The following is a 24,890-nucleotide window of genomic DNA, read 5'->3' on the forward strand; positions in this document are numbered from 1 at the left end:
GATCAACGATGAGTCAGGAATGTTGCCGGGTTTTTGCAAGTGTCTCGAACCGGAATATTAAAAAGGGTTACTCGAAGGGATGCCGCAATACAATCGTCTCTTCCCGGTCCGGCCCGGTTGATATCATATCTATCGGCACCTCGCACACCTCTTCCATCCGCTTCAGGTATTTTCGTGCTGCTGCGGGGAGTTGCCTGAAATTCCTGATTCCTACCGTGCTGTCGGTCCATCCGGGCATTTCTTCATACACCGGCTCGCAGCAGGCGAGTTCCTCTGCGCCCACGGGCAAGATCTCCCTGAAATTTTCGCCCTCACCATTTCCGATCAATTTGTAACCGACGCCCACACGCAGCGTTTCGACGCCGTCCAATACGTCAAGTTTGGTGACACACAGCCCCGAAACACCGTTGATCTGAATCGAGCGCTTTAACGCGGCGGCGTCAAACCAGCCGCAACGGCGCGGGCGACCAGTGGTTGCCCCAAACTCATTGCCCCGCTTGGCAAGGTGCCTGCCGACGTCGTCAACCAGTTCGGTCGGGAAGGGTCCGGCTCCAACCCGGGTTGTATAAGCCTTGGTGATGCCCAATACATAGTGCAGCATCTGCGGACCAATCCCGCTTCCGGTTGTCGCCGCACCCGCAATGCAGTTGCTCGACGTAACAAACGGGTACGTGCCATGATCAATATCAAGCAACGTGCCCTGTGCCCCTTCAAATAACAGGTTGCTGCCGGACCGGTTGGCTTCGAACAAAAGTCGTGGCACATCCGCCATCATGGGTTTGATCCGCTCCGCCAGGGATAGCGTATCGTCCACGGTTTGCTGAAAATCCACCACTGGTGCATTGAAGTAATTTTTCAGTACAAAATTATGATAATCCAGCATTTCGCCCAGCTTCGCGGCAAAGCGGTCACGGTGAAACAAATCCTGCAGCCGGACCGCGCGGCGTGCCACCTTGTCCTCATACGCCGGCCCAATGCCTCGTCCTGTCGTACCAATTTTGCCCAACCCCCTGGCTGTTTCCCGGGCTGTGTCGAGTGCAGCGTGGCAGGGCAGGATGAGAGGGCAGGCTTCACTGATGCGTAGCCGCCCCTGCACGTCGATCCCTGCTTTCTCCAGCATGTCGACTTCATCCAGCAACGCCTGGGGTGACACGACTACGCCATTGCCAATATAGCACGCGACGTTCTCGCGCAAGATTCCGGAAGGAATCAGGTGCAGCACAGTTTGCTTGCCACCGATGACCAGCGTATGCCCGGCGTTATGACCGCCCTGGAAGCGAACCACGCCTTGTGCGTGATCCGTAAGCCAATCCACTATCTTGCCCTTGCCTTCGTCGCCCCACTGGGTTCCAATGACGACCACGTTTTTTGTCATGTCTGCCAATCTCTTTTTGCATGCTGCATCTGATATTCGAGTTAAACCTTTACTATTGACCAAACGCCGCCTTCCAGTATCAATTTCCTGTCACAGTTGAAAATACCCTGATCATCCTCGTGCCCAGGCAATTCAACCACTACTGCCTGACCTTCATCACGAAGCTGTTCGATTCTTTTTTCAAGCGCTTCGTCACCTTTCACATAAGGTGCCGAAATTCCCTTTGGGTAGGGTTGTGGTTGCACCAATCCCGACAGCTCCCGTAAATCCATGCTAAAGCCGGTAGCCGGCCGCGCTCTTCCAAATGCCTTACCAACCTCGTCATAGCGTCCACCCAGTGCAATTGCATTTGGGCTGCTGCACGTATATGCCGCGAACACCATGCCGCTGTGATAGTGATAGCCGCGTAGATCAGCCAGGTCAAACGCGAGCGAATCCACCAGCGGACTCAACTCCGTTCCCACCATTTCCAATTCATCCAGCGCTGTGACTATCTCCGGATAGCCCGGAAGGGATTTACGCGCAAGCGTCAGTATTTGTTTGTCGCCATACAGTTCGGGTAACAGCAATAGTGCCTGCCGCGCTCGCGTATCCACATCAAGGCGGGTGCAAAGCTTTTCCAACGCAGACTTATCCTTCGCCTGCAATACACCAAATAATTCCGTTTCAAGCTCGGCTGGAATTCCCGCGCCTTTGACCAGGCCTCGAAATACGGCAACGTGGCCGAGATCAAGGTGAATTTTACCTATACCGGCAATTGCCAGACATTGCAGCATAAGCCGCTGAACCTCCAGATCGCTTTCCAGACCGATATGACCGTAAAGCTCGGCGCCAACCTGGAGGGGCTCCCGGGTCCGGGTCAAGCCCGATGGCACCGTATGCAATACAGTACCTGCATAACAAAGGCGAGTAATGCCCTTGCGGTTCAACAAGTGGGCGTCGATACGCGCAACCTGTGGCGTCATATCGGCACGTAGTCCCATCATTCGGCCGCTCAGCTGATCCACTACTTTGAACATGCGCAAATTGGTATCGCCGCCACTGCCCTTAAGTAACGATTCCACATATTCCAGTAAAGGGGGGCCCACCAATTCGTAGCCGTGCACGAATAGCCAATCCATCACACGCCGGCGCATCATCTCAATGCGAAATGCCTCGGCAGGCAGGATATCCTCAATATACTCGGGAAGAACCCACGCACGCATGTTTACGTTCCAGTGCTTTGAAGAGAAGCGCGAACGCGCAGATCTATTTCACAAGGTAAAGTAGCAGAAGTCCCGCCAGCATGGAGGTAAGACCGATAAAGCGTATCTGGCTGTCGCCAGCTTCGGTCAGCTTCCTGAAGGTTTCGCGCCAAACGCCGGGTATCAGGAACGGAAGAAGCCCTTCCAACACCAACATCAGGGCAAACGCCATTAGTAAAGTATCCCACATGCCGCCATACCCTCAGTAGACTCGATGATCTACAATTCTGCGCGAACTCATTTTACCGACCGGGAACACGAAGAAAATAGAGCAGGGCCAGGATACGGCTCATATGTTTTAGATGGTCTGTTATGACTCCGTGTCAACCGGCAATTCAGAATTCGCAAGTACCTGTTCTCCGGCAGCTGATAAAAGATGCCTATTATTTGGCGCTTCGGCCCGAGTTCTTCAGATACTTGAAGAATTCAGAATTAGGCTCCAGTACCATCATATCGCCCTTGTTTTTGAAGCTCTGCTTATAGGCTTCAAGACTGCGATAGAAAGCATAGAATTCCGGGTTGGGCTGGAAAGCGCTGGCGTAAATTGCGGAGGCCTTGGCGTCACCCTCACCTTTTACCTCCTGGGCCCTTCGATAAGCTTCCGCCAGGATGACCTCACGTTGGCGATCGGCATCAGCACGTATTTTTTCGGACTCCGCCGAGCCGGTAGAACGCAACTCATTGGCGACCCGTTTCCGCTCCGCCTCCATGCGGCGGTAGACCGATTCGCTCACTTCCTGTGGCAAATCCACGCGCTTCAGCCGGACATCCACAACTTCCACGCCAATCTTGCGCGCATCGGCATCAGCTTTCTGGCGCATGATTTCCATTATCATGTCGCGCTCGCCGGAAACCACATCGTGCACGGTCCGATTACCGAATTCATCGCGCAGACTGGAATTCACCGTTTGAGACAACCGGGTCTGTGCGAGCATTTCGTCGCCGCGTACACTGATGTAATATTGCTTGACGTCAATAATCCGCCATTTCACGAACAGATCCACCAGTACGTTCTTTTTTTCCGAGGTGATGAAACGCTCCGGCTCGGCTGTATCCATGGTCAGGATACGCGAGTCAAAATAGCGCACGTTCTGCGCCAGAGGAATCTTGAAATACAGGCCAGGCGCCGTCTTTACATCGACAACCTCACCGAGCTGGAACAAGATTGCCTGCTGGCGCTGATCCACGATATAAAGTGAAGAAGTCGCCAGAAGAACGAGGGCGACAAGCGCACCCAAGAGCAAAGAGGTATAGTTTTTCACTTATCTTGTCTCCCGTTCACGGCCGCGAAATGCCTCGCGAGTTCGAGCAGCGCTGTCAGGCATGGCCTCTTGTGCAGCGGCGGCAGCCGGCGCCTCAGAGGAGGATGCGGTTGGAGACGAAGGTCCACTCGTCTGTATCAGTTTATCCAAGGGCAGATAGAGCAGATTGCTGCCGCTTTTCTGGTCCACAATGACCTTGCTCGTGTTTGAAAGCACCTGCTCCATCATGTCCAGGTAAAGCCGGTCACGGGTGACAGCGGGCGCTTTGTTGTATTCGACGAGAACCTGTTTAAACCGGCTTGCTTCACCCTCGGAACTTGCAATCACCCGTTGCTTGTATCCTTCGGACTCTTCCAGCAGGCGCGCGGCGTTACCCTTGGCCTTTGGAATCACATCGTTGGCATAGGCCTGGCCTTCATTTTTCTGCCGTTCCCTATCCTGGCCGGCTTTGACCGCATCGTCGAAGGCCGCCTGTACCTGCTCCGGCGGTTGTGCATTCTGCATGGTCACCTTGCTGATCGCAATCCCTATCTTGTAACGATCGAGAATCTGCTGCATCAGATCGGTCGCTTTCGCCGCCACTTGTTCGCGCCCCTCGTAGAGCACGAAATCCATTTTGCTTTTACCGATAATTTCACGTATGGCGGTTTCCGCTGCCTGTAGCACGGCGTTTTCCGGTTCGCGGTTGTTGAACAGGAATTCCTCAGGGTTCTTCAGGATGTACTGCACGGCAAACTGAATGTCGATGATATTCTCGTCATCGGTCAACATCAGCGATTCCTTCAATACCTTGCTTCTTACATTGTTCCGATAACCGATCTCCACCGTCCGTACCTGGCTCACGTTAACGGCTTCCACCACCTCGATCGGATATGGCAGGTGCCAGCGCAAGCCGGCCTGGGTGCTTTCGACATATTTACCGAAGCGCAGCACCAGGCCTCGCTGGCCTTCGTTCACAATGTAAAACCCACTCGCTACCCAAAGCACTACGAGCAGCCCGATAAGCAACCCTATGCCCCCGCCATATCGCTTGGGTTGACCGCCGCCAGGCCCTTCGCCGCCGCTCGATCCGTTGCCGCCGCCCTTGCGCTTTAGAAGGTTATTGAGCTTTTTGTTAAAATTGCGCCACAGTTGATCCAGATCAGGTGGACCGGAATTGCCTTTTTTTCTTCCCCACTGAGGATCATTTAATCCCATGATGATTCCTATTTTCTGTTTAATGTCGATAAAAACCATTAAACGGTATGGTGAAAACCCTGAATTTCAGCTTGCCGGAGAAAAACAAATACATTATCTACCTGATATGGTAAATAACTAAACCGCACTATTCATTCGTTACGGTTCCGACTTCGGGCTGGTCCTCACACCCTTGCAAAGCCCGGTCTTCAATTGCTTCGGCCAATGCCACCTTGATAAACTCCAGCCCCTCGCCGGTTTTTGCGCTCAATCGAATCTGTTCAATTCTACCATACTCGTCACGCCGGTAACCCGTACCCGCGGGGGATAAATCGATCAGGTCCGCTTTGTTGAGCACGAGTATTTGCCGAATGGAGTCAGCGCCGATTTCCTTCAGCACCTTGTTTACTTCATCGATCTGCTCAGAGCGGGCCGGACTGCTCGCGTCCACCACATGAAGCAACAAATCGGCCTGTACCGTTTCCTCCAGTGTAGCGCGAAATGCGGCGACGAGCGTATGTGGCAAATCCCGGATGAACCCCACCGTGTCGGAGAGCACGAGCGGACCGTAATTCGGGATAAACAGCTTGCGGGTGGTAGCGTCCAGGGTGGCGAATAATTGATCTGCAACATAGGTGTGCGCACGGGTCAGACTGTTAAACAGGGTCGATTTGCCGGCATTCGTATAGCCGACAATGGAAACGGACATTACCTGAGCCCGTTTTCTCGAGCGGCGCTGCAGTGTACGTTGACGTTGGAATTTCGCGAGCTTTTCCTTAAGTAGCTTAACGCGTTTTCCGAGCAGGCGCCGGTCTGTTTCCAATTGCGTTTCGCCGGGACCGCGCAACCCGATCCCGCCCTTTTGACGCTCCAGATGACTCCACCCGCGCACCAGTCGTGTGGCGAGATGTTCAAGTTGCGCAAGTTCGACCTGCAACTTCCCTTCATGACTTTTGGCGCGTTGTGCGAAAATATCCAGAATCAGGCTGGTGCGGTCTATTACACGATGTCCGACGCGCTGCTCCAGGTTACGTTGCTGGGCAGGAGAAAGGTCATGGTTGAAAATAACCAGGGATGCGCCGGTCTGTTCTAATGCCGAGGTGATTTCATCGACCTTGCCGCTGCCGGCGAAGGTCGCGGAGTCGGGCCTGGAGCGTTTGCCTTCGACAACCGCCGAAATCGCAAGCTGATCGCTTGCCGCAAGCCGTCGCAATTCTTCCAGATTTTCAGCTGAATCGCTGCGCCCCAAGTCGAGGCTGACCAGTACAGCGGTATCAACAGCGCTGTTAGCGTTAATTGTATTCCCGGGGGGTCGATCAGGCATCAGGTATAGCGGGCGCCTCAAATGGAATATTGACAGCCCTCGCGGGGACCACGGTAGAGATCGCGTGCTTGTATACCATCTGTGTGACGGTATTCTTCAGCAATACCACATACTGATCGAATGAATCGATATGCCCCTGCAGCTTGATTCCGTTTACCAGATAAATCGACACCGGAATATGTTCCTTCCGTAATGTATTTAGAAACGGGTCTTGTAACAATTGCCCTTTAGCGCTCATTGATGACTCCGTATTTTAATTATTCAAGAAGTAACTCTACTTGATTTTCAAGAGTAAATCCATATTTCTGAATGGCAAGCGAGCGGAGTTTAAAAACCCGCAAACGCGCCGGAGCAAGACCCCAATAATCGCTGGGCGCCAATCCCCGGGCAGATTGGATCAGCAGTGGATAAAGACAAGTACCGCCATGCCTCCGAAGAACACCATGACCGCATTCCGGCGCTGCCGCAATTACCGGGCTTAAATAGCCCAGACTTCGGCAGCCTGGGCAAATTTAAGCATTCTTGTGAGTTAACTCGACGGTGTATAGGATCGCATTTATCCGATCAGTCAAACGGATGGGGTCTGGGCGTATCCCTGGTTGAGGGCGGCAGAATAGGGAGTGTGAGTTCGGGCTGCTTTCCCGTCAGCGTCTTCAGGAACGCTACGATTTTGGTATTTTCGTCCTTGGTGAAGTTGCGGCCCAATTGTATCCGACCCATGGTGTTGACCGCATCTTCCAGGTTTGCAGCAGCGCCATCGTGAAAATAGGGGTAAGTCAGCTCTACATTTCGCAAGGTGGGCACCTTGAACATCATGCGATCAGCATCCTTGCCCGTTACGCCGAACCGGCCTTCCGCCTTGCTTTCTGTTTTATAAGGTTCAACTACGCCCATCTTCTGGAATGAAGCCCCGCCGACCGCAGCGCCGTTATGGCAGCCTGCGCAGCCTGCTTCCTTGAACAGCTTGTATCCTTCCAGTTCGGTTTGATTTATCGCTGCCTTGTCGCCCTTTAGCCATTTATCGAAACGCGAACCGGGAGTAACCAGTGTTTCTTCAAAAGCGGCAATTGCGTCGGTTACCTTTTCGATATCGATTTTATCGGAGCCGAATATCTGCTTGAAGCGAGCCCGGTACTGCGGAATGGACTGCAGAACACCTACCGCCAATTCATGGCTGAACGCCATTTCCCCGGGATTTGCAATCGGACCGCCCGCCTGATCTTTCAGATCCTTGGCGCGGCCGTCCCAGAACTGGGCCAAATTCAAGCTGGAGTTCAATACCGTTGGCGAATTGATCGGGCCTTGATGCCACTTGTGGCCAATGGACGATGGCAGGTTATCCGATCCACCCATGCTCAGATTGTGGCAGGAATTACAGGAGATGAATCCCGATTTCGATAAACGTGGATCAAAAAAAAGCATCTTGCCCAGTTCCACCATGTTCTCATTCTTTGGCTTGGCCGCCTCAATCGGCTGGATGGGTTCGGCGGCTATGGCAGGTGAGGCGGCAATGGTGCCAACAGATAGCAGCGATATGATCAACGCCCGCATTATCATCGGTAATCTCCTAAAAACGCGGCTGTAGTGGCGCAGCCGATTACGCCTAAAATTTGAAGCGATGGGCAAGCTTGACTGCGGACTGAGGACGAGAACAAAAACATGACTTCATATATCGCGGCATAACGGACCTATTGTCGGAAAGCCGCAAGCGTGTGCGGCGGAAGGGGACAAGCAGCCAATCCCCTGGGTGGGAGGCTCCTCGGAGTGACATAAAGTCCTCATACCCCGGGTAATTCCATTTCCGTACTCCAAGTTCCCATTCGTCCATTTATTCATCGTGTTTGGCGGGAACCGCTCCAACCTGTTCCCGCGCACCATGGCTGGGGCGACCATAGCCATTGCTGCCGAAAGGAGGGAGGGGACGGTTGAGCAAGCGCGCCAATTCCGTCAGAGCTTGCCGATAAACCTGGCGTTTGAACTCGACCACGGACTCCAGTTCCACCCAGTACTGATTCCACCGCCAGGCATCGAATTCAGGACGAACACTTGTGCGCAGGGACACATCACAATCACGTCCAACCAGACGCAGCAGATACCATATCTGTTTTTGCCCTTTGTAGTTTCCTCGCCAGTCGCGCCTTATCCATTGATCCGGCACCTCATAACGCAGCCAGTGACGCGTCCGGCCGATAATCTCGACATGCCAGGGATGTAAACCGACTTCCTCCGTTAATTCCCGGTACATCGCCTGTTCCGGGCTCTCGCCCGGCTTGATGCCGCCTTGTGGAAATTGCCAGGAATCCTGCTTGATGCGTTTGCCCCAGAACACCTCGTTTTTCGAGTTGAGTAGAATGATACCGACGTTTGAGCGATATCCATTACGGTCGATCATGTGATTCACCCGTTTGATCCATCACAATAGGATTAGATTTTTCCACATTTTATCCCAGATTGAAAGCTGTCAGAGTTTAATAAAACGACGGGTAAGGCAGTACATGCGATACGGATAAAAATGCACTACCGTTTCAGGGTAGAATTACGAATCGATCCTCACTATGGGCAGCACATGCGCGTATCAGGTTTTTTTATTTCCACTCTCAAGGAAGCCCCTGCCGAAGCGGAATTGATAAGCCACAAGCTTATGCTGCGCGCAGGTCTCATCAAGCGTCTCGGAAGCGGGCTTTATACGTGGATGCCGCTGGGTTTGAAAATCTTGCGCAAGGTAGAGAGTGTTGTGCGAGAGGAAATGGACGCATGCGGTGCAGCGGAGCTCCTGATGCCCGCTGTACAGCCCGCTGAATTATGGCGGGAAACCGGGCGCTGGGACGTATTCGGTCCGCAGATGTTAAAAATCAGGGATAGGCATCAGCGCGATTTCTGCTTTGGTCCTACGCACGAGGAGGTCATCACCGACATAGCGCGGCGGGAGATTAAAAGTTATCGTCAATTGCCGTTAACCTTTTACCAGATTCAAACCAAGTTCCGCGACGAGATCCGGCCGCGCTTCGGCGTCATGCGAGCTCGCGAATTCGTGATGAAAGATGCTTATTCATTCCACGCCGACAGGGATAGCCTGGAGAAAATCTATGGGGCAATGCACGACGCCTATGGCCGGATATTCGCCCGCCTGGGATTGAAGTTTCGCGCAGTGGCAGCGGATACGGGACCGATGGGAGGCAGCGGTTCGCATGAGTTTCACGTCCTGGCGGATTCAGGCGAAGACGCTATCGCTTTCTGCCCGGATTCAGATTATGCGGCCAATGTTGAAATGGCCGAATCGCTTCAACCGGTAAGGCCGCGCGCGAAGGCGGGCGGTACAATGCGGAAAGTCGAGACAATAGCCACAAGGACCTGCGAAGCGGTTGCCGAGGTCCTGGATATTCCGATCGAGCAAACTGTGAAAACCCTGGCGGTAATGACAAATGGCGAAATGTACCTGTTGCTGTTACGGGGCGATCACCATCTCAATGAGACAAAAGTCCGAAAGATTCCTTTCCTTCCGGATTTCCGGTTAGCGAACGAAGAAGAAATACGTGCGAAAACTGCTTGCCCGCCAGGATATATCGGACCTGTCGGCTTGTCTCTTCCCGTTATTGCCGACCGCACCGTAGCGGTAATGAGCGATTTCGTTTGTGGCGCGAATGAAGAAAATTACCACCTTGTTAACGTCAACTTTAGCCGCGATGTGAAAGAACCGGATCATATTTTCGATATCCGCGATGTGGTTCCCGGCGATTCATCGCCGGACGGCCGGGGAAAGCTGGATATTTGCCGCGGCATAGAGGTGGGGCATATTTTCCAGTTGCACACCAAGTATTCAGAGGCGATGAAGGCTACCTATCTCGATGAAGCCGGTCAGAGCCGGCCGATGGAAATGGGGTGCTACGGTATCGGCGTGTCACGCATCGTGGCAGCAGCTATCGAGCAGAACCATGACGAGCGGGGTATTATTTTTCCCCCGGCGATGGCGCCGTTCCAGGTCGTTATCATTCCTATCGGAATGAAGAAAAATGCACAGGTCAGGACCGAAGCGGAGAGGCTTTATATAGAGTTGGTGGACGCCGGTATCGAAGTTCTGCTTGATGACCGTGACGATCGTCCTGGGGTCATGTTTGCCGACATGGAACTGATCGGCATTCCTCATCGTATTGTTATCGGCGATCGAGGCCTGAAGGAAGGAAAAATAGAGTATCAGGGACGACGGGACGAGAAATCACAGACTGTGCCTTTTCCAGCGGGAAATATTCCTGATTTTATAAAAGGAAAAATATCCGAAGGCATATCTGGAGGCTGATGTGATGATATTGTTACTCCTCACACTCGCTTCGTATCGGCTCAATTGTAATCTTCCACCAATATGCCCGCAGCGATGAGGTAATGAAAGAAGCTGCTATCGCGGGAATTTACCGGTCTTTTCGTTGACCCTTGCCGGAAGACTTATTCTCGGGTTTTACTGGATATTCCCGCATGAATTCCTCGAGACTCTCACGAGAAATTATCCCTACCTTATAAACCGCCGGATTGCCGGCGGGGTCGAACAAATATGTAGTGGGCAGCATTGATACCGGGCCGATTTGCGCAGCGATCTTCCTGTCGCCAAAAACAATGGGATAGGGGATGGACAGGCGGTTAACATATTTCAGCACGGTTTTCGGGTCGCTGTAATCCATTGCTACACCGATCACCATTACGTCCTTTCGATTCTCATAGAGCGATACCAGGTCCGGAATTTCCTTCAGACAAGGTGGACACCAAGTGGCCCAGAAATTTATCAGCACCCACTTGCCCTTGTAATCGGAAAGCGTAAGTTTCTTTCCCGTATGATCCGTAAAAGTAAAGCCTATGGCCTGCGCAGCGGATGACAGCGACAACAATAGGCACAACAAAACGGCGAAACAGTATCGCATCATTTTTTACAAACAACTCCTTACGTGCATTCTATGCCAAGGCATCATCTGGCTGCGGTAACGCCAAGAGTTGCGACAGCGGCACATTCATTTTCTCATCCATACCCGCGGCAATATTGTCCAGCAGGCGCTCCAGCTTTTCGTCGCCCGCTGCGGCGGCATGCGCTGTCTCGGGGCGAAATGTAAACAGGCGGTAAATATCGATAACCAGGATGTTATCGGGATCAAGTATCAGAACCCACCCTCCTGCCTTCACTTGCCTGACAAGGTTGGCCTGGGTCATAAGCTCCAGTATCGGTTCCAGTTCTTCCAGGCTCAGCGTGAGCCGCTGTCGCAAGCTGGAATAGGTTTCAACCTTGCCCGACCTCAACGCTTCTCCCAGCACCTGCAATAAGCGCAATGCGTCAAGGAACTGCTTTCCCCGCGCTGTCGGATCGCGCCGCCACTCGCCGTAACGCCAACTCGAAAGTGAAGCGGCAATCACGGCGCCCAGCAACACCATCAGCCATGAGAGATAAATCCACATCAGGAAAATGGGAATAGCGGCAAACGTGCCGTATACCGCCTGATAGGTGGGAAATTGGGTAATATAAACCGCGAATCCCTGTTTCATTATCTCAAATCCTACCGCTGCAGTCACACCGCCGGCAATTGCGTGGCGCCACGAGACCGGTCGATTAGGCACGATGAGATATGGAATCGAAAAGGCGATGCTCGTCAGGATTAGCGGCGCCAGTCGCAGGAGCGCGATGTCAATCCCTGGAATGTCCCGGGTCACGCCCATCGATACGCCGATCAGCCAGGAAGTGAGCGACAGGCTTGCCCCGATCAATAGCGGACCGATGGTCAGCACTGCCCAGTATATCAACAGGCGATGCAAGAGTGGGCGTAACCTGGAAACGCGCCAGATCGCATTCAGCGCTTTGTCGATAGTCAACATCAGGGCAAGTGCGGTCACGCCCAGAAAAGCTGTGCCGATGGCGGTGAGTTTTACCGCATTTTCGGCAAACTGCTGCATGTATACGGCGATGACCTTGTTCGCCGCTTCCGGCACCATTGTATTCAGAATAAACAGTTTTATCTGGGCTGAATATTCGGTAAACGCGGGAAACGCCGCCACCACAGATAATCCGATTGTGATTAATGGCACCAATGAAAGCAGCGTGGTAAAGGTAAGGCTGGCAGCGACACCGGTGCAATTATGCTGAAAGAAGCGGACAAAGACATAGCGCATGAAATCCAGCTGCCGCGAGAATTTCATGCGCTGTGAGACCAATTGACAGGATCGAGAAAAAAACTCAACGCACCCCCATGCTTTCAAACAGGACAACTGATCTCGCTATCTGCTCGACGAGCGCATCCGGCATCCCTGAAACGACTCCTAAACCTGCGGATGAGCTCGTTCCAGCTTACTGTGAAGCTTGTTGAGCGCACTGAGATACGCTTTTGCAGAGGCTACCACGATGTCGGTATCCGCGCCGTTGCCATTGACTATGCGTCCCGATTTTTGCAATCGGACCGTAACCTCGCCTTGCGAATCGGTACCACTTGTGATGGCGTTAACCGAAAACAATTGCAATTCGGCACCGCTGACCAGTATCTTCTCAATTGCGCGGAAAGTGGCGTCTACAGGTCCGCTGCCATCCGACTCCGCCCGAGACTCCTTGCCTTCTTCACCTATTACTATGGAGGCATACGGCGTTTCGCCGGTTTCGCTATGCGCCGTCAGTGACAGAAGCTTGTAGTGTTCGTGCAAGGTCATGGCGTCATCGGACACCAATGCATGCAGATCTTCGTCGAAGATGTCATGCTTCTTGTCCGCCAATTCCTTGAACCGCATGAATGTCGCGTTAAGCACTTCTTCTGATTCCAATTCGATGCCGAGTTCCGCTAGACGGCTGCGAAAGGCATTGCGCCCCGAGTGCTTGCCGAGCAATAACTTATTTGTACCCCAGCCGACATCCTCGGCACGCATGATTTCGTACGTTTCGCGGTGCTTGAGCACTCCGTCCTGATGTATACCTGATTCATGAGCGAACGCGTTGGCGCCGACAATTGCCTTGTTCGGCTGTACCGGAAAACCGGTAATACCCGACACGAGCTTGCTCGCCGGTACGATATGAACGGCGTCTATCCGCGTATCGCAGGGGAAGAAGTCCTGACGAGTGCGCACTGCCATTACAATTTCCTCCAGCGCGGCATTACCTGCACGCTCCCCCAGACCGTTTACCGTGCACTCCACCTGGCGCGCGCCGTGCATCACCGCTGACAACGAATTTGCCACTGCCAGCCCGAGATCGTTATGGCAATGCACTGAAAACACCGCCTTGTCTGAATTGGGTACGCGTTCGCGCAGCGTATGAATGAGATTTCCAAATTGTTCAGGCATCGTATAGCCAACGGTGTCGGGAATATTCAGGGTTGTAGCACCGGCATTAATGACAGCCTCCAGCACTCGGCATAGGAACGTAATGTCGGAGCGACCCGCATCTTCCGGTGAAAATTCCACATCGTCCGTATATTGGCGCGCCCATTGCACGGCTTTCACCGCCTGTTCCACCACCTGGTCTGCGGACATGCGCAATTTCTTCTCCATATGAATGGGTGAAGTGGCAATAAAAGTGTGAATACGTGCGGAACCTGCTCCTCGCAAAGCTTCACCGGCACGCTTGATATCGGCTTCCGTCGCGCGCGCAAGGCCGCACACAATGCTGTCCTTGATGGTATCAGCCACCGCTTTCACCGCTTCGAAGTCGCCGTTGGACGCGGCCGGAAAGCCGGCTTCGATAACATCCACCCGCATGCGCTCCAGTTGCCGGGCGATACGTACTTTCTCCTCCCTGGTCATCGACGCGCCGGGACTCTGCTCGCCATCACGCAAAGTGGTGTCAAAAATAATCAAATGGTCTTTCAATGGTTTCTCCGTTTCCGAAAGGATAATCGAACTGTAGTACAGAATCCAGGAACAGATTCCGTGGGGTACAAACTTGAGGGGATTTGGTAGTTTAGCGCGCGAAGCGCAGCAGCGGTCTTGCGAGAAGCTGCGGGCGATGCAGAAAGCGGAGCGGAAGGCAGTTTATTTGCTTCATATCGGAAATATAAAGGGTTTCCTGAATCCGTGCAATAGCGATATTGGATGCTGCGGCTATCCTGTTTTTAAGGGGTTCCGTCAGAAGTAATTCGCCAGCGCTGTCCAGCCGATTGCATAAGTTGTGGTCGTACCGGAGCAGAACCTTGATTCAGCAGCTTTCATCTCGGGTCGAGTCAATAAGAAGTACGCGGCAATTGCCGGCGTGAAGCGTTTCTGGCGCGTTTCTGAATAATCTCTCCGCCGCACACTCAGCTGGAAACTCAGCCGGCAACTGGGTTGAACCAGCAGGCAAAATCTGGATAATCACAAGGCACACGACGAAAGTCGTAGCCTGCATGGCTACGCCGATGGCAATGCCAAGGGGTGCAGCGCGGTTGATGCCCGGTGTAAACGGACTATCGTACCCATGAAGGTGGGTGAGGATTGGCAAGAGTCGGGGAGCGGAAAACACAGGGAGGGCGATATCGGATTTGATTACGCTTTCCCTCGCCATGTCATGCCCTTGAAAAAATAAGTGGATGAACAGGTCAAGTCCACCGCTTATCTATTTCGATACCGGCGAGAAACGACCATTCGTGGCATTGCAGGAAAAATTCTACGCCCTGAGCGCCAAGGCTCTGTTCGCCATCGCACTTAACGGTTGTTTGACTCGTTCTGCGGATAGCCAGCATCAGTTATCAGTTTTCCCGGTTGACGTTTGTTCACCGCCGCGGGCAGATAGAATTAAATCACCTGCATGAAAGGACGTGCAGATATAAAGAATAAGGAGCCTGGGAAAATACGCGAGCTAAATAACGGGGAAAAAAGTACATTTTCCCGGCAAGCCAGGAGAAACACCTGTCAGGAAGAGAAATGGATCAGTCCAGGGTGGCCAAACCGCCTGGCCAGCCTGGGCTGATAAGAGAATTGAATACGGTTATTATCAGAAAGCGATCTGATACTGCAGTACAAACTGATTTCTATTCGAAACCTTGAATCCGCCGGAATTGAACACCGGTCTGTTTTGAAAATCGAAAGTAACCTTGCTGTTGTGCCCTTTTATCAGCCAATTCACGCCAGCGCTGAATACGTTCATCTGATCACGTAGGCGATCGAAATTTGCGCTCGTAAAAGAAAAGTAAGGCATCAGTTGACCGTTATTTCCGCCGAGTAATTGCTTCGCCATCAAATATCCTATTTGTCCATACCAGATATCGCCTGTGCCGAACATCGGAAAAGCGTTGCCACCGCCGATGAAGGCGGCGGAGCTTCCGTTAGTGGGATTCACGCCGTTGCCATTGGCGCGAAGATAATTTGGCCCATAATTGGTATTGAAATAGCCTAGATAAGCGGAAATGGCTGTTTCCTTCACCTTGTCCACTGGGGCATCGAGGTAACCCGCTACCGACCACAAGTTCATGTCATGAAAGTCGGCAGTTGCCTCCGAAGCGCCTGTCCATGTCGCATTTTTTTGCGTGATGAAGCCCGCTTCAAGATTCAATATGCTTTTCTTGCCCAGGTAGGTTCCCTGCATGTAAGGGTTGGTCATCGGTTCCTTATCCCAGAAATTCCACATGAAAAATCCCTGATATTGTTTTCTGTGACCGGTTCTCGCAAATTGGGCGTCCGTTGGCGAGATGACTTCCGGCGGGAGTCCGGAAGTGTTGATGGGAAAACTATCGCTCGCGCTAACGCGATAATTGAGGTTGCCGATCTGCCCCCTCAGATAGAGGCTTAATTTTCTGTTGAATATGTCGGTGCGGTCTGCGGTGGCTTGAGCGAACAATGGGACATCCATGGTCATGATTGTGCTAACGCTCGGGCTGCTGAAGCGGGAAAGGCCATTGGCCATGACGAGACCGCCCCCCACAATCATTTGATGGCCCTGCGTCAGCCGTAATTCACCAAAGGCGTCATGAAAGAAGGATTGAAGTTTTCTGTTATCTGCATTCTGACTCAGAAAATTGAAATTATTCATACCGTACTGGGTATAAAAATATACCCGATCGGTGAGCTGGCCCTGCAGCACAAAGCGGGTTCTGCGCAGGCTGATATCAGTCGTATCATCCACAGGTTCGCCTAATACGGTTGATCCCGGATTATTTTGTTCATACCGTAACCAGGCCTGATTCAAAAAACCAAACTTGAGGTACTGACTTCCATCGGGATTCAGATTGAATTTGAACGGGTCTTTTTCCTTCCAGTTTGCATAGCCAAATCCCCCTTTTGGTTTTTCCGGGCCAGCTGTTGCTTTATCCGGGGAACCGGCGGCTACCGGCGTCCCTGATGTTCCTCGGGGAAGCTGGGGTGAAGTCAAATCCTTGCTTTGGTCAGTGGGTGACTGGCCTGCTCCAGTGCTAACCGTGCGCTTTGTCTTTGTACCAGCCTCTGGAATTTTTTCGAAGGAACCCATGCGTACCCTGCCTTCTCCAGGTTCTGAATAAATCTGCTTGGTTTTAGTATCAACATAAAGGTCAATGGTATAAGACTGCGAGGATGCGTCCTCGGACTCTGGAGGCGCGGATTTGTCCTCGGCATACAAAGGAGTGGAAAGTAAACAACCGGACAGCAATATCAGAGAAAGATCACGTTTCATTAAGGCTCCGTTTTTCGAGGTCTATCTATGCAATTAGGTTATTCAGGGAATTATTAGAATTAGTTATTCTGAATATTGGGAGGAAGAGGGAAAAATCCTTATACCTTCAAGGAAAAAATAGCACGGTGTATGTAAATAAAATGTGAAAAAAAAGTTATAAAAAATGAAGAATCCATAAAGAAAATGTCAAGAATAAGTGAAATATCCGTGAAGCTTAATATGCATATCCACTATGACAAAAGGGTCTTGAGAGAGCAGTGCGTGTTCTAAATGGAAAATATGGACCAGCGCCCCGGCTAAAGTGCTGGGAGTACGCGTGCTCTGCCGTTCGCACAGCAGGCTGAGGACTGAGGGGTGAGATCTACCATAGCGGGGCCCTGAACAGGTTGCGCGCGACGCGCGTTATCTCGGAAACCAGATAATAGTCAGAGGGTGAGTGCGACGAGGACTAGGATGGGGCGTTGACGGCGATGTGGAATCCGCAACACAGGTATGTCGATTTTGCCGCAGTTCCGCGTGAATGCCTGGGGGGATTGCAATGTGAGCGGGCCGTGTGCCAGACAGTGCTAGTGAGTTATGATGAGAGATGGGACTAGACAATTAGCGGCTACGCTCAGCTACATCTCAGCTATGTATTAACCCATTAACCATTAACCGCCTCCGGCGCCCCCTGCCGAAATGTTGGTGTCCACATCCCGATTCGGTCCGCATGAATCGGGCGCAGATAGCATTCTGATGATCTTGCGGAAGAAACCTCCCTGATCAGGCATTGATTGCCCGCATGAGCCAGGTTCCCGGTCTGCGGAGGACGAGCCGGTTTGATCAGGCGCACCCTTGTTTGGGGAAGGACTGTCATCTTCGGACGCCGTCGCTTTTTGGCCTGTTGTATCGCTTCCTTGCAGGGGTTGGGCCTCTGCAGTTGAATCTGGGCACGCAGGCATCGAGCCGGTATTCTTTCCGGTTGCGTCAGCCTGTGCGGGGGGCGCTACTGATGTCCCGAAAAATATCGCGCAGGCAAGTATCAAAGATCGGACTATGCCGCTTTTCATAATGGAAACGTAGCTCACGATAAGCGGTAATCCACAGACTCCAGATGGCAAAAAACCGGTCATTGCCGGGCTATGAAACTCAGCCTCCCGCGCCCCCTGCTGAGATATTTTCATCCACGTCCCGGTTAGGTCCGGACGAATCGGGACCCGTCAGGACTCTTATGACCTTGCAAAGAAAATCCTCCTGGTCTGCAATAGACTGGGGGCACCAGCCAGACCGTTTTCCTGCGGACCAGCCCGTTGAAGAGCCATCCTGTCCAGACGAGGCCGGCGCGGCTGATAACCCCGTCTGTACAGTTACCGTTGCCTGGCCTTGTTCCTGCGCGGCGGTTTGTGCATGGCATACGCTTGTGATGCCAAAATTGATGACGTTGACAAGAAAAACGGATGTGGCGGCAAGGTTTTTCAGAGTGAAATTATGCGTCATTACGTGTTCTTCCTCACTCCAACAAAATAGCCTTTGCCCCATTCTGCTTGAACAACGTCCCCAGGTCGAGATGCTGGCCGGCATCTCATCAGGTCAAAATTGACATCGGCATTAAATCAATGCGTAGGTAATACGCGGTTTTGCTCCGCGGATCTTATGCGGCAGAACCCGAGAAATCCGGATTGATCGGGCGCCGCTTGTTTTGACGGATTCCGGCAAAGCCTATCAGGATCAGTCCCGCTAGCAGCATGGCATAAGTTTCGGGTTCCGGAACAGCTGCTGCAAATGCCGGTTCGAGCGTATCGCTATGAGGAATCAGCGGACCCAGGATTGGATCCAGGATTGGGTTCAGGATACTCGTTCCCGATTCCCCACTGTGGTCAACGAATCCCGGCACGTCAGTAAGCACAATTCGTCCATTGAGCTCCTGAACTTCACGCGAGTTGCCTTCCGGGAACAACGACTCGAAGGCGTCAATCTGGCCTCCGGATAGATATAGGGGGCTAGCCAACTGGACCCAACTTACGTTCTCCGAAAATGGAGGGGTGGTGAGGGAACCGGAGTAGCGGAAAGAGCCCAGATAATCTGGCAGAAGCGTGTTTAAATTGAAATGATCGATGTGTAGTGTTTCGTCGGTAGTCTGCGGTAAATCCGAGAAAATGGGATCGAGCGATTTATTATTGAAAAGGCCTTGCCTGATCCCTCGGCTGACCACAAGGAGGTCGTTGGCGGAATCGGCGAATACGAGGTGCATTTCCATGGGCGTTCCCCGACTATTTATCAAGTGCTCGGAAGGTGTATGAAAGTGAAACTGAGCGAGATTCCATTCATGGCCGGAAAGTAGCAGAGATCCCGCCCCGGCGTTGACATTGGCTCTGATGGTGCTTTCGTGATCCGGAGAGCCGTTATTGATCACTGCCAGCGAGGTGTCAGAGTCCAGGTCGAATTTCAGCGGCGCCAACTTTCCGTAGTATGTATTATCCGAGCGAATGTCAATGGGGCTTTGTGACTCCATTAACTCCAGATTCTCCTCCAGGGTATTTGCATTAGAAGCGGGCAATCCGCACAGGAAGAGGGTTGAAATGAGCAGGGCTCGCTGCGATAGTCCAAGCAATGATATTTTCATGAAAAAGGCCTCAGATAAAATGTTTTAGAAGATGGTAATTACATTACGATGGCTTAAGAAATTCACATACATATCCTCTCCTGGGCTCAGTAACAGCCGAGCTGGCAAAATCGGAGGTGATCAGTACGCGCGACAAAAAATAGTACCGCAGCCATCCGCTTCTACATTGCGATGCGAGGAATGCAACCCATGAGCATCCAATGTTGCAGCTCAGTTGGCAATTCAGTTGCCAGCTGAATTGCCAACCGAGTTGTCAGTTAAGTTGCAACCAAGCGGCGGATAAGGCGTTGCGGGAGCGGTCCATTGTCAGGCTTGCAGCACCTGCATTGGATCTTGTTGGAGGTATCTGAACATAACACTCTTTGTGTGAAAAAAATGTCTGCTAAATGTCAAGAATTTGTTAGGCCTTTTTCATGCGACAAAATCAGTGTCATCATTTCGGCAAGCGCCTAATGGGTAGCTGGCGGATCGTTGATCGAAATCCCGGAGTAATCGCAGAGCCGCAAATCTCCGGCAGCGAACCCGGCAGTAGTATTGAACGATGGACATGGAATGAATCAGCCCAGGCGCGCTCGGAGCTATTCCGCGCGACGCTTGGGGTGGAAACTGTAAGGGAACCTGTAATGGCGTAGCAAAAGGTTAGGGTTAGCCCACTATCGCGCTTCGCGGGTAAACCTGGTGCTCGTCAAGAACTGAATACAACGTCATCTCTTCCCACCTGACGTTTCCTGTAAATGAAACCTATCAAAACCAGCCCGGCTAGCAACATGGCATAGGCCTCAGGTTCAGGAACGGCTGCCACAAACCCAGGTACATCGGTCAGTATAATCCGACCATTGAGATCCTGAATCTCGCGCGCATCACCTTCGGGGAAAAGCGAACTGAACGCATGAATTTGCTCCTCCGACATATAAAGCGGTTCGGCCAGATCGACCCAGCTTACGCCCTCTGAAAACGGCGGGGTTGTCAGGGAACCGGAGTAGCGGAAAGAGTCAAGATTATTTGGCACAAGGTTATTCAGGTCGAAGTGATCGACATGAAGTGTTTCAGTAGTAGTCTGGGGTATATGTGAGAAAATCGGGTCAAGCGCGCTGTTAAAATTGCCTTCCTTGACCCACCGGCTGACTACGAGGAGATTGTCGGCAGCATCGTTGAACACCAAGTGCATTTCCAGGGGACTCGACTGACCATTCAGTAAATGCTCCGAAGGTGTATGGAAATGGAACTGAGCCAAATCCCACTCATGCCCAGAAAGTGTCAGCAATCCCGCACCGGCATTGACATTGGCTCTGACGGCCGTTTTTTCCACGCCAGGCGAGCCGTTATTGATTACCGTTAGCGGAGCGTCAGTGCTTAGAGCGAATTGCAGTGCTGGCAATGTTCCGAAATAGGTATTGTCCGAGCGAATGTCGATGGGACTTTGAGACTCCATCGTGGCGAGATTATCGGCCAACGTCTCCGCATGTGCGGGCAGGCCGCACAGGAAAAGGGCTGGAATGAACAGGGCTCGCTGCAATAATCCCGACAATGATATTTTCATATGAGAGTCCTTACAAGGTTATGACAAATGTTTGAGATGGCGTTGTGTTAAAAAAATAACATGCGCCGTGTGAAAAAGCTGTCCTCTAAATGTCAAGAATTTGTCAACCCTGCCGGATATGCAGTGAATCCGGCCACTGTATCGCCAGTAAAGCCGCATACAAGCTATGGTGTATCAGAGCCGATTCTCCGCCCCAAATATCACGCATGGAGACTGCCGCGTCGCAGTGATGGGCCAAAGCGCCATGGAGTTGATAGAGACGAGGGAGGCCGGGAAGGGGCGAATGGCAGTCCCTTCATCAGGACAGACCAGGTGAACATCGCCACCGAGTCTTTTCCACGCGATGAAGTGGGATACTTTCCAAATCTTTTTCACCCGCCGCCGCTGAAGCAGCAGGGGTAGTGCCAGCACGAGGTCTTGTGACCCTTGCGTGCAGGCAACGGCACCAATGTTTACACGAGGGGTTGTTGCGAGAGGAGTTGTTACGAGAGTCGCGGGATTCCCTATTCCGGATTGTGCCAGCAGCCATCCGGCCCGATCAGGGAATCCGCTGCGGGAGGTCCCCAACTGCCCCTTTCATAAGGTAGGGCGGGGGGATATGTCTTGAGGACAGGATCCAGGGCCGCCCAAGAGGCTTCGATCGCGTCTTTTCGCGTGAAGAGTGTTCCGTCGCCCACCATGGCGTCATGTAAAAGGCGCTCGTAGGGCGATTCGCGTCCGAAGTGTTCTTCGACCAGGCAGAGTTCCCGCTGGACACCGACAAACTCTTTTCCCGCGCGCTTGACGCGGGCCGCGATAGCAACGGCTGAGACCGGGGACAGCCGGAAGCGCAAATAGTTGGCGCGGCAAGCTTCTTCGGGCGAGTCGTCAAAAAGTCGTTGTGGCGGCGGTTTTAACTGGACAATAACTTCCGCTGCTGTCCTGGCGAGAGATTTGCCCGAGCGTAAATACCACGGCACCCCTTCCCAACGCCAGGAGTCAATAAAAAGGCGCAGAGCGCAGAACGTCTCGACATCGGAGTCTTTCGCCACACCCTCCTCCTTGCGGTAGCCCACATACTGCCCACGCACCAGGTCAGCTGGCGCCAAGGGACGCATGGCCTGGAGAATATTGACTTTTTCGCTTTGAACGGAGCCTAGTCCCTTGTAGGCAGGCGGTTCCATCGCAAGCAGTGCGACGACTTGCAAAAGGTGGTTCTGAACTACGTCACGAAGACAGCCTGCGGATTCGTAAAATCCACCACGTCCCTCTATGCCAAAATCCTCCGCCAGCGTGATTTGAACGCTGGCCACATAATTTCGGTTCCAGATCGGTTCAAGAAGCGAATTGGCGAACCGGAAATATAAAATATTCATGATCGCCTCCTTCCCGAGGAAGTGGTCGATACGGAAAATCGATTCCTCCGGAAATACAGACTGTGCGATCCGGTTAAGCTCACGTGCTGAGGCGAGATCACGTCCGAACGGCTTTTCAACAATGACACGCGCATTGCTTGCCAAATCCATGGCACCGAGCCCCCTTATGACATTTCCAAAAAGAAAAGGTGGAATGGCAAGGTAATAAGCAGGGCGCTGTGCATCCTCCAGAACCTCCTTGAGTGCTTTGAATGTGTCCAGATTATTGTAATCGCCGCGAACATATCGAAACAGGGAAAGAAGATGGCTAAGCGCGTTTTCATCATCGACTTTTCCCGACTTGCTTACGGCCTGGGTGACCCTGTCACGAAGTTGCTCGATGCTCCATGGTGTGGAGGCGACGCCGACCAACGGCACATTGAGAGCCTCTTTCTTTACCATGGCGTATAGTGCCGGGAAAATCTTTTTATAGGCCAGGTCACCCGTCACGCCGAACAGCACCAACGCATCGGACGGCGCCGCATCATTGTTGATCTTGCGCATTTCAGCATCCTCCCTTTTGTAATGACGCCAAATCGCTTGCCGTTTAAACAGCCCAACGGTATCGATTCAACTGAATCCAGTTGTCAGCGGATGCAAACTACGTATGCAGATACGTATGCAAAAGGCCAGCCAGAATTTCGTCGCATCGACAATATAAAATTGCCCCTGTCCGTGATCAGGCACGAAAATCAGGGGAACCATTCCCATTGATTATACTTGTGCGGGTTCACTATCCTGCGCTGCGGTAAGCGCATCACCGACTATTGTTTGCGCTTCCTCAAGAATGCGATGCAGGTGATCGGATCCCAGAAAGCTTTCAGCATAAATTTTGTAGATGTCCTCCGTGCCCGACGGACGCGCCGCGAACCATCCATTCTCGGTAATCACCTTAATGCCGCCAATGGATGCGCCATTGCCCGGTGCATGCGTGAGAATGGTCTGGATTTTTTCGCCGGCCAGCTTCGAGGATTCTATTTGCTGCGGTGACAGCTTGGCCAGGATAGCTTTTTGCTCTGGAGTGGCTCGCGCATCCACCCGTTCAAAAACCGAGCCGCCAAACTCGCGTTCAAGCTCTTGGTATATCTCGCCGGGATCGCGCCCTGTGCGCGCGATGATCTCCGCGGACAGCAATGCCGGAGCGATTCCATCCTTGTCCGTCGTCCAGGCTGTGCCGTCGAGGCGGAGGAAAGAGGCGCCCGCGCTTTCTTCTCCACAAAGGCCCAGCGAGCCGTCGCACAGACCATCTACGAACCACTTGAAGCCGACCGGCACTTCATAGAGTTTCCGGCCAAGCCTTGCGGTCACCCGATCGATCATCCGGCTACTCACCACCGTTTTGCCCACGGCCACCTCCTCGGTCCATTCTGGACGATGTTGAAAGAGGTAGTGAACAGCAACGGAAAGATAATGATCCGCAGGCAGCAGGCCCGCGCTTCGGGTTACGATCCCGTGCCGGTCATGATCGGTATCGCAGGCGAAGGCAATGTCGAATCGATTTTTCAGTTCGATCAACCCTTGCATGGCATAAGACGAGGAGGGATCCATGCGAATCCTGCCGTCCCAATCGACAGTCATGAAGCGGAAGGCAGGATCGACTGCCTTGTTGACCACGACCAGGTTTAACCCGTAATGCTCGGCAATGGCGTCCCAGTAGTGCACTCCGGCTCCTCCAAGGGGATCAACTCCCATGCAGATGTTGGCGCCGCGGACTGCATCCATATCGATCACGCTACGAAGATCGCCAACGTAAGTGTTAAGAAAGTCATGCTGGTGCGTTGTCGTGGCGCGTAACGCGTTTTCGAAACGTATTCTTCTTACGCCTGAAAGATTCTTTTCCAGAAACGCATTGGACATGGCTTCGATCGAGGCAGTGGCTTCAATGCCCGCTGGTCCGCCGTGGGGCGGATTGTATTTAAAACCGCCGCTCTCGGGAGGATTGTGAGAAGGCGTAATGACTATGCCGTCCGAAAGGCCCTGGGTGCGGTCGCGATTGTAAGTCAGTATGGCGTGGGATATCGCGGGAGTGGGAGTGTATTCTCCGTTTTTCGCCAGCATGACATCGACTCCGTTTGCGGCCAGCACTTCGAGTGCGCTGGTGTATGCCGGTTCGGAAAGGGCGTGGGTGTCAATGCCCAGATATAACGGTCCATCGATGTCCTGCTGTTTGCGATATTGACAAATAGCCTGGGTGATTGCCAGAACGTGCCATTCATTGAAGCTTCCTTCAAGCGCCGAACCACGATGCCCCGACGTACCGAATGCGACCCTTTGCGCGGGTACCGAGCAATCGGGAATCTGGGCGTAATAAGCGGTGATAAGCCGGGGCACATTCAGCAGCATCGCCGGTTCAGCTGGTTTCCCTGCAAGCGGACTGATTTTCATATGATCTTCTCCGTG

Annotated in this window: 23 protein-coding genes; 3 read left to right on the forward strand and 20 right to left on the reverse strand. The window is 52.7% G+C overall.

Annotated features, from left to right (window positions below; all coding sequences use genetic code 11):
* Positions 1-67: 67 nt before the first annotated feature.
* The 9 genes from CRO05_RS04465 to CRO05_RS04505 form a co-directional block, all read right to left on the reverse strand.
* Positions 68-1,375 (reverse strand): adenylosuccinate synthase, encoded by a 1,308-nt coding sequence (locus tag CRO05_RS04465; RefSeq protein ID WP_097065995.1) that lies wholly within the window; start codon positions 1,373-1,375, stop codon positions 68-70.
* Between the two features lie 41 nt (positions 1,376-1,416).
* A complete protein-coding gene (locus CRO05_RS04470) occupies positions 1,417-2,580 on the reverse strand; it encodes an ATP phosphoribosyltransferase regulatory subunit (RefSeq protein ID WP_097065996.1) in 1,164 nt (387 codons plus the stop codon).
* A 43-nt stretch (positions 2,581-2,623) separates the two neighbouring features.
* Positions 2,624-2,809, reverse strand: a complete 186-nt coding sequence (locus CRO05_RS04475; RefSeq protein WP_097065997.1) for a DUF2065 domain-containing protein — start codon at positions 2,807-2,809, stop codon at positions 2,624-2,626.
* A 193-nt stretch (positions 2,810-3,002) separates the two neighbouring features.
* Positions 3,003-3,881, reverse strand: coding sequence for a protease modulator HflC (gene hflC, locus CRO05_RS04480; protein WP_097065998.1), 879 nt, complete (start codon positions 3,879-3,881; stop codon positions 3,003-3,005).
* A complete protein-coding gene (gene hflK / locus CRO05_RS04485; protein ID WP_097066662.1) occupies positions 3,882-5,078 on the reverse strand; it encodes an FtsH protease activity modulator HflK in 1,197 nt (398 codons plus the stop codon).
* 127 nt (positions 5,079-5,205) lie between these two features.
* Positions 5,206-6,381 carry a GTPase HflX gene (hflX, locus tag CRO05_RS04490; protein ID WP_097065999.1) on the reverse strand — a complete coding sequence of 392 codons (1,176 nt, stop codon included), beginning with the start codon at positions 6,379-6,381 and terminating at the stop codon, positions 5,206-5,208.
* Positions 6,374-6,619 (reverse strand): RNA chaperone Hfq, encoded by a 246-nt coding sequence (hfq, locus tag CRO05_RS04495; protein ID WP_025040529.1) that lies wholly within the window; start codon positions 6,617-6,619, stop codon positions 6,374-6,376. The genes hflX and hfq overlap by 8 nt, the downstream gene beginning before the upstream one ends.
* A gap of 326 nt (positions 6,620-6,945) precedes the next feature.
* Complete coding sequence (locus CRO05_RS04500; protein ID WP_097066000.1) at positions 6,946-7,938, reverse strand: cytochrome-c peroxidase; 993 nt, start codon at positions 7,936-7,938, stop codon at positions 6,946-6,948.
* Between the two features lie 271 nt (positions 7,939-8,209).
* A complete protein-coding gene (locus CRO05_RS04505) occupies positions 8,210-8,773 on the reverse strand; it encodes an RNA pyrophosphohydrolase (RefSeq protein ID WP_235001283.1) in 564 nt (187 codons plus the stop codon).
* A gap of 174 nt (positions 8,774-8,947) precedes the next feature.
* On the opposite strand from CRO05_RS04505, the gene CRO05_RS04510 reads away from it, so the two are divergent.
* On the forward strand, positions 8,948-10,675 hold the full coding sequence (locus CRO05_RS04510) for a proline--tRNA ligase (protein WP_097066663.1): 1,728 nt from the start codon (positions 8,948-8,950) through the stop codon (positions 10,673-10,675).
* A gap of 109 nt (positions 10,676-10,784) precedes the next feature.
* Here the strand turns inward: CRO05_RS04510 and CRO05_RS04515 are convergent, their stop codons facing one another.
* The 8 genes from CRO05_RS04515 to CRO05_RS04555 all read right to left on the reverse strand — a co-directional run bounded on the left by CRO05_RS04515 (position 10,785) and on the right by CRO05_RS04555 (position 19,556).
* Positions 10,785-11,291, reverse strand: coding sequence for a TlpA disulfide reductase family protein (locus tag CRO05_RS04515; RefSeq protein WP_235001284.1), 507 nt, complete (start codon positions 11,289-11,291; stop codon positions 10,785-10,787).
* A 28-nt stretch (positions 11,292-11,319) separates the two neighbouring features.
* On the reverse strand, positions 11,320-12,549 hold the full coding sequence (locus CRO05_RS04520) for a YihY family inner membrane protein (RefSeq protein WP_097066001.1): 1,230 nt from the start codon (positions 12,547-12,549) through the stop codon (positions 11,320-11,322).
* Between the two features lie 120 nt (positions 12,550-12,669).
* On the reverse strand, positions 12,670-14,202 hold the full coding sequence (locus CRO05_RS04525) for a 2-isopropylmalate synthase (RefSeq protein ID WP_097066002.1): 1,533 nt from the start codon (positions 14,200-14,202) through the stop codon (positions 12,670-12,672).
* Between the two features lie 325 nt (positions 14,203-14,527).
* Complete coding sequence (locus CRO05_RS04535) at positions 14,528-14,872, reverse strand: hypothetical protein (RefSeq protein WP_097066004.1); 345 nt, start codon at positions 14,870-14,872, stop codon at positions 14,528-14,530.
* 429 nt (positions 14,873-15,301) lie between these two features.
* Positions 15,302-16,954 carry a hypothetical protein gene (locus CRO05_RS04540; RefSeq protein WP_097066005.1) on the reverse strand — a complete coding sequence of 551 codons (1,653 nt, stop codon included), beginning with the start codon at positions 16,952-16,954 and terminating at the stop codon, positions 15,302-15,304.
* A gap of 650 nt (positions 16,955-17,604) precedes the next feature.
* Entirely contained in the window at positions 17,605-18,117 is a 513-nt protein-coding gene (locus tag CRO05_RS04545) for a hypothetical protein (RefSeq protein ID WP_143860884.1), read from the reverse strand.
* Positions 18,083-18,430 (reverse strand): hypothetical protein, encoded by a 348-nt coding sequence (locus tag CRO05_RS04550; RefSeq protein WP_097066007.1) that lies wholly within the window; start codon positions 18,428-18,430, stop codon positions 18,083-18,085. Before CRO05_RS04550 ends, CRO05_RS04545 begins: the two co-directional genes overlap by 35 nt.
* Positions 18,431-18,584: 154 nt before the next feature.
* Positions 18,585-19,556 (reverse strand): carbonic anhydrase family protein, encoded by a 972-nt coding sequence (locus CRO05_RS04555; protein WP_097066008.1) that lies wholly within the window; start codon positions 19,554-19,556, stop codon positions 18,585-18,587.
* A gap of 452 nt (positions 19,557-20,008) precedes the next feature.
* Here CRO05_RS04555 and CRO05_RS04560 point away from each other — a divergent pair, with 452 nt between their 5' ends.
* Positions 20,009-20,188 (forward strand): hypothetical protein, encoded by a 180-nt coding sequence (locus CRO05_RS04560; protein ID WP_097066009.1) that lies wholly within the window; start codon positions 20,009-20,011, stop codon positions 20,186-20,188.
* 53 nt (positions 20,189-20,241) lie between these two features.
* Here the strand turns inward: CRO05_RS04560 and CRO05_RS04565 are convergent, their stop codons facing one another.
* Positions 20,242-21,096 carry a carbonic anhydrase family protein gene (locus CRO05_RS04565; RefSeq protein WP_097066010.1) on the reverse strand — a complete coding sequence of 285 codons (855 nt, stop codon included), beginning with the start codon at positions 21,094-21,096 and terminating at the stop codon, positions 20,242-20,244.
* 123 nt (positions 21,097-21,219) lie between these two features.
* Here CRO05_RS04565 and CRO05_RS04570 point away from each other — a divergent pair, with 123 nt between their 5' ends.
* Positions 21,220-21,498 carry a hypothetical protein gene (locus tag CRO05_RS04570; protein ID WP_143860885.1) on the forward strand — a complete coding sequence of 93 codons (279 nt, stop codon included), beginning with the start codon at positions 21,220-21,222 and terminating at the stop codon, positions 21,496-21,498.
* 101 nt (positions 21,499-21,599) lie between these two features.
* Here CRO05_RS04570 and zwf read toward each other — a convergent pair whose 3' ends face one another.
* Positions 21,600-22,994 carry a glucose-6-phosphate dehydrogenase gene (zwf, locus tag CRO05_RS04575; protein WP_097066012.1) on the reverse strand — a complete coding sequence of 465 codons (1,395 nt, stop codon included), beginning with the start codon at positions 22,992-22,994 and terminating at the stop codon, positions 21,600-21,602.
* A 210-nt stretch (positions 22,995-23,204) separates the two neighbouring features.
* On the reverse strand, positions 23,205-24,875 hold the full coding sequence (pgm, locus tag CRO05_RS04580) for a phosphoglucomutase (alpha-D-glucose-1,6-bisphosphate-dependent) (protein WP_097066013.1): 1,671 nt from the start codon (positions 24,873-24,875) through the stop codon (positions 23,205-23,207).
* Between the last annotated feature and the right edge of the window lie 15 nt (positions 24,876-24,890).

The sequence above is a fragment of the Nitrosovibrio sp. Nv4 genome (assembly GCF_900215485.1).
In the GTDB taxonomy this organism is placed as follows: domain Bacteria; phylum Pseudomonadota; class Gammaproteobacteria; order Burkholderiales; family Nitrosomonadaceae; genus Nitrosospira.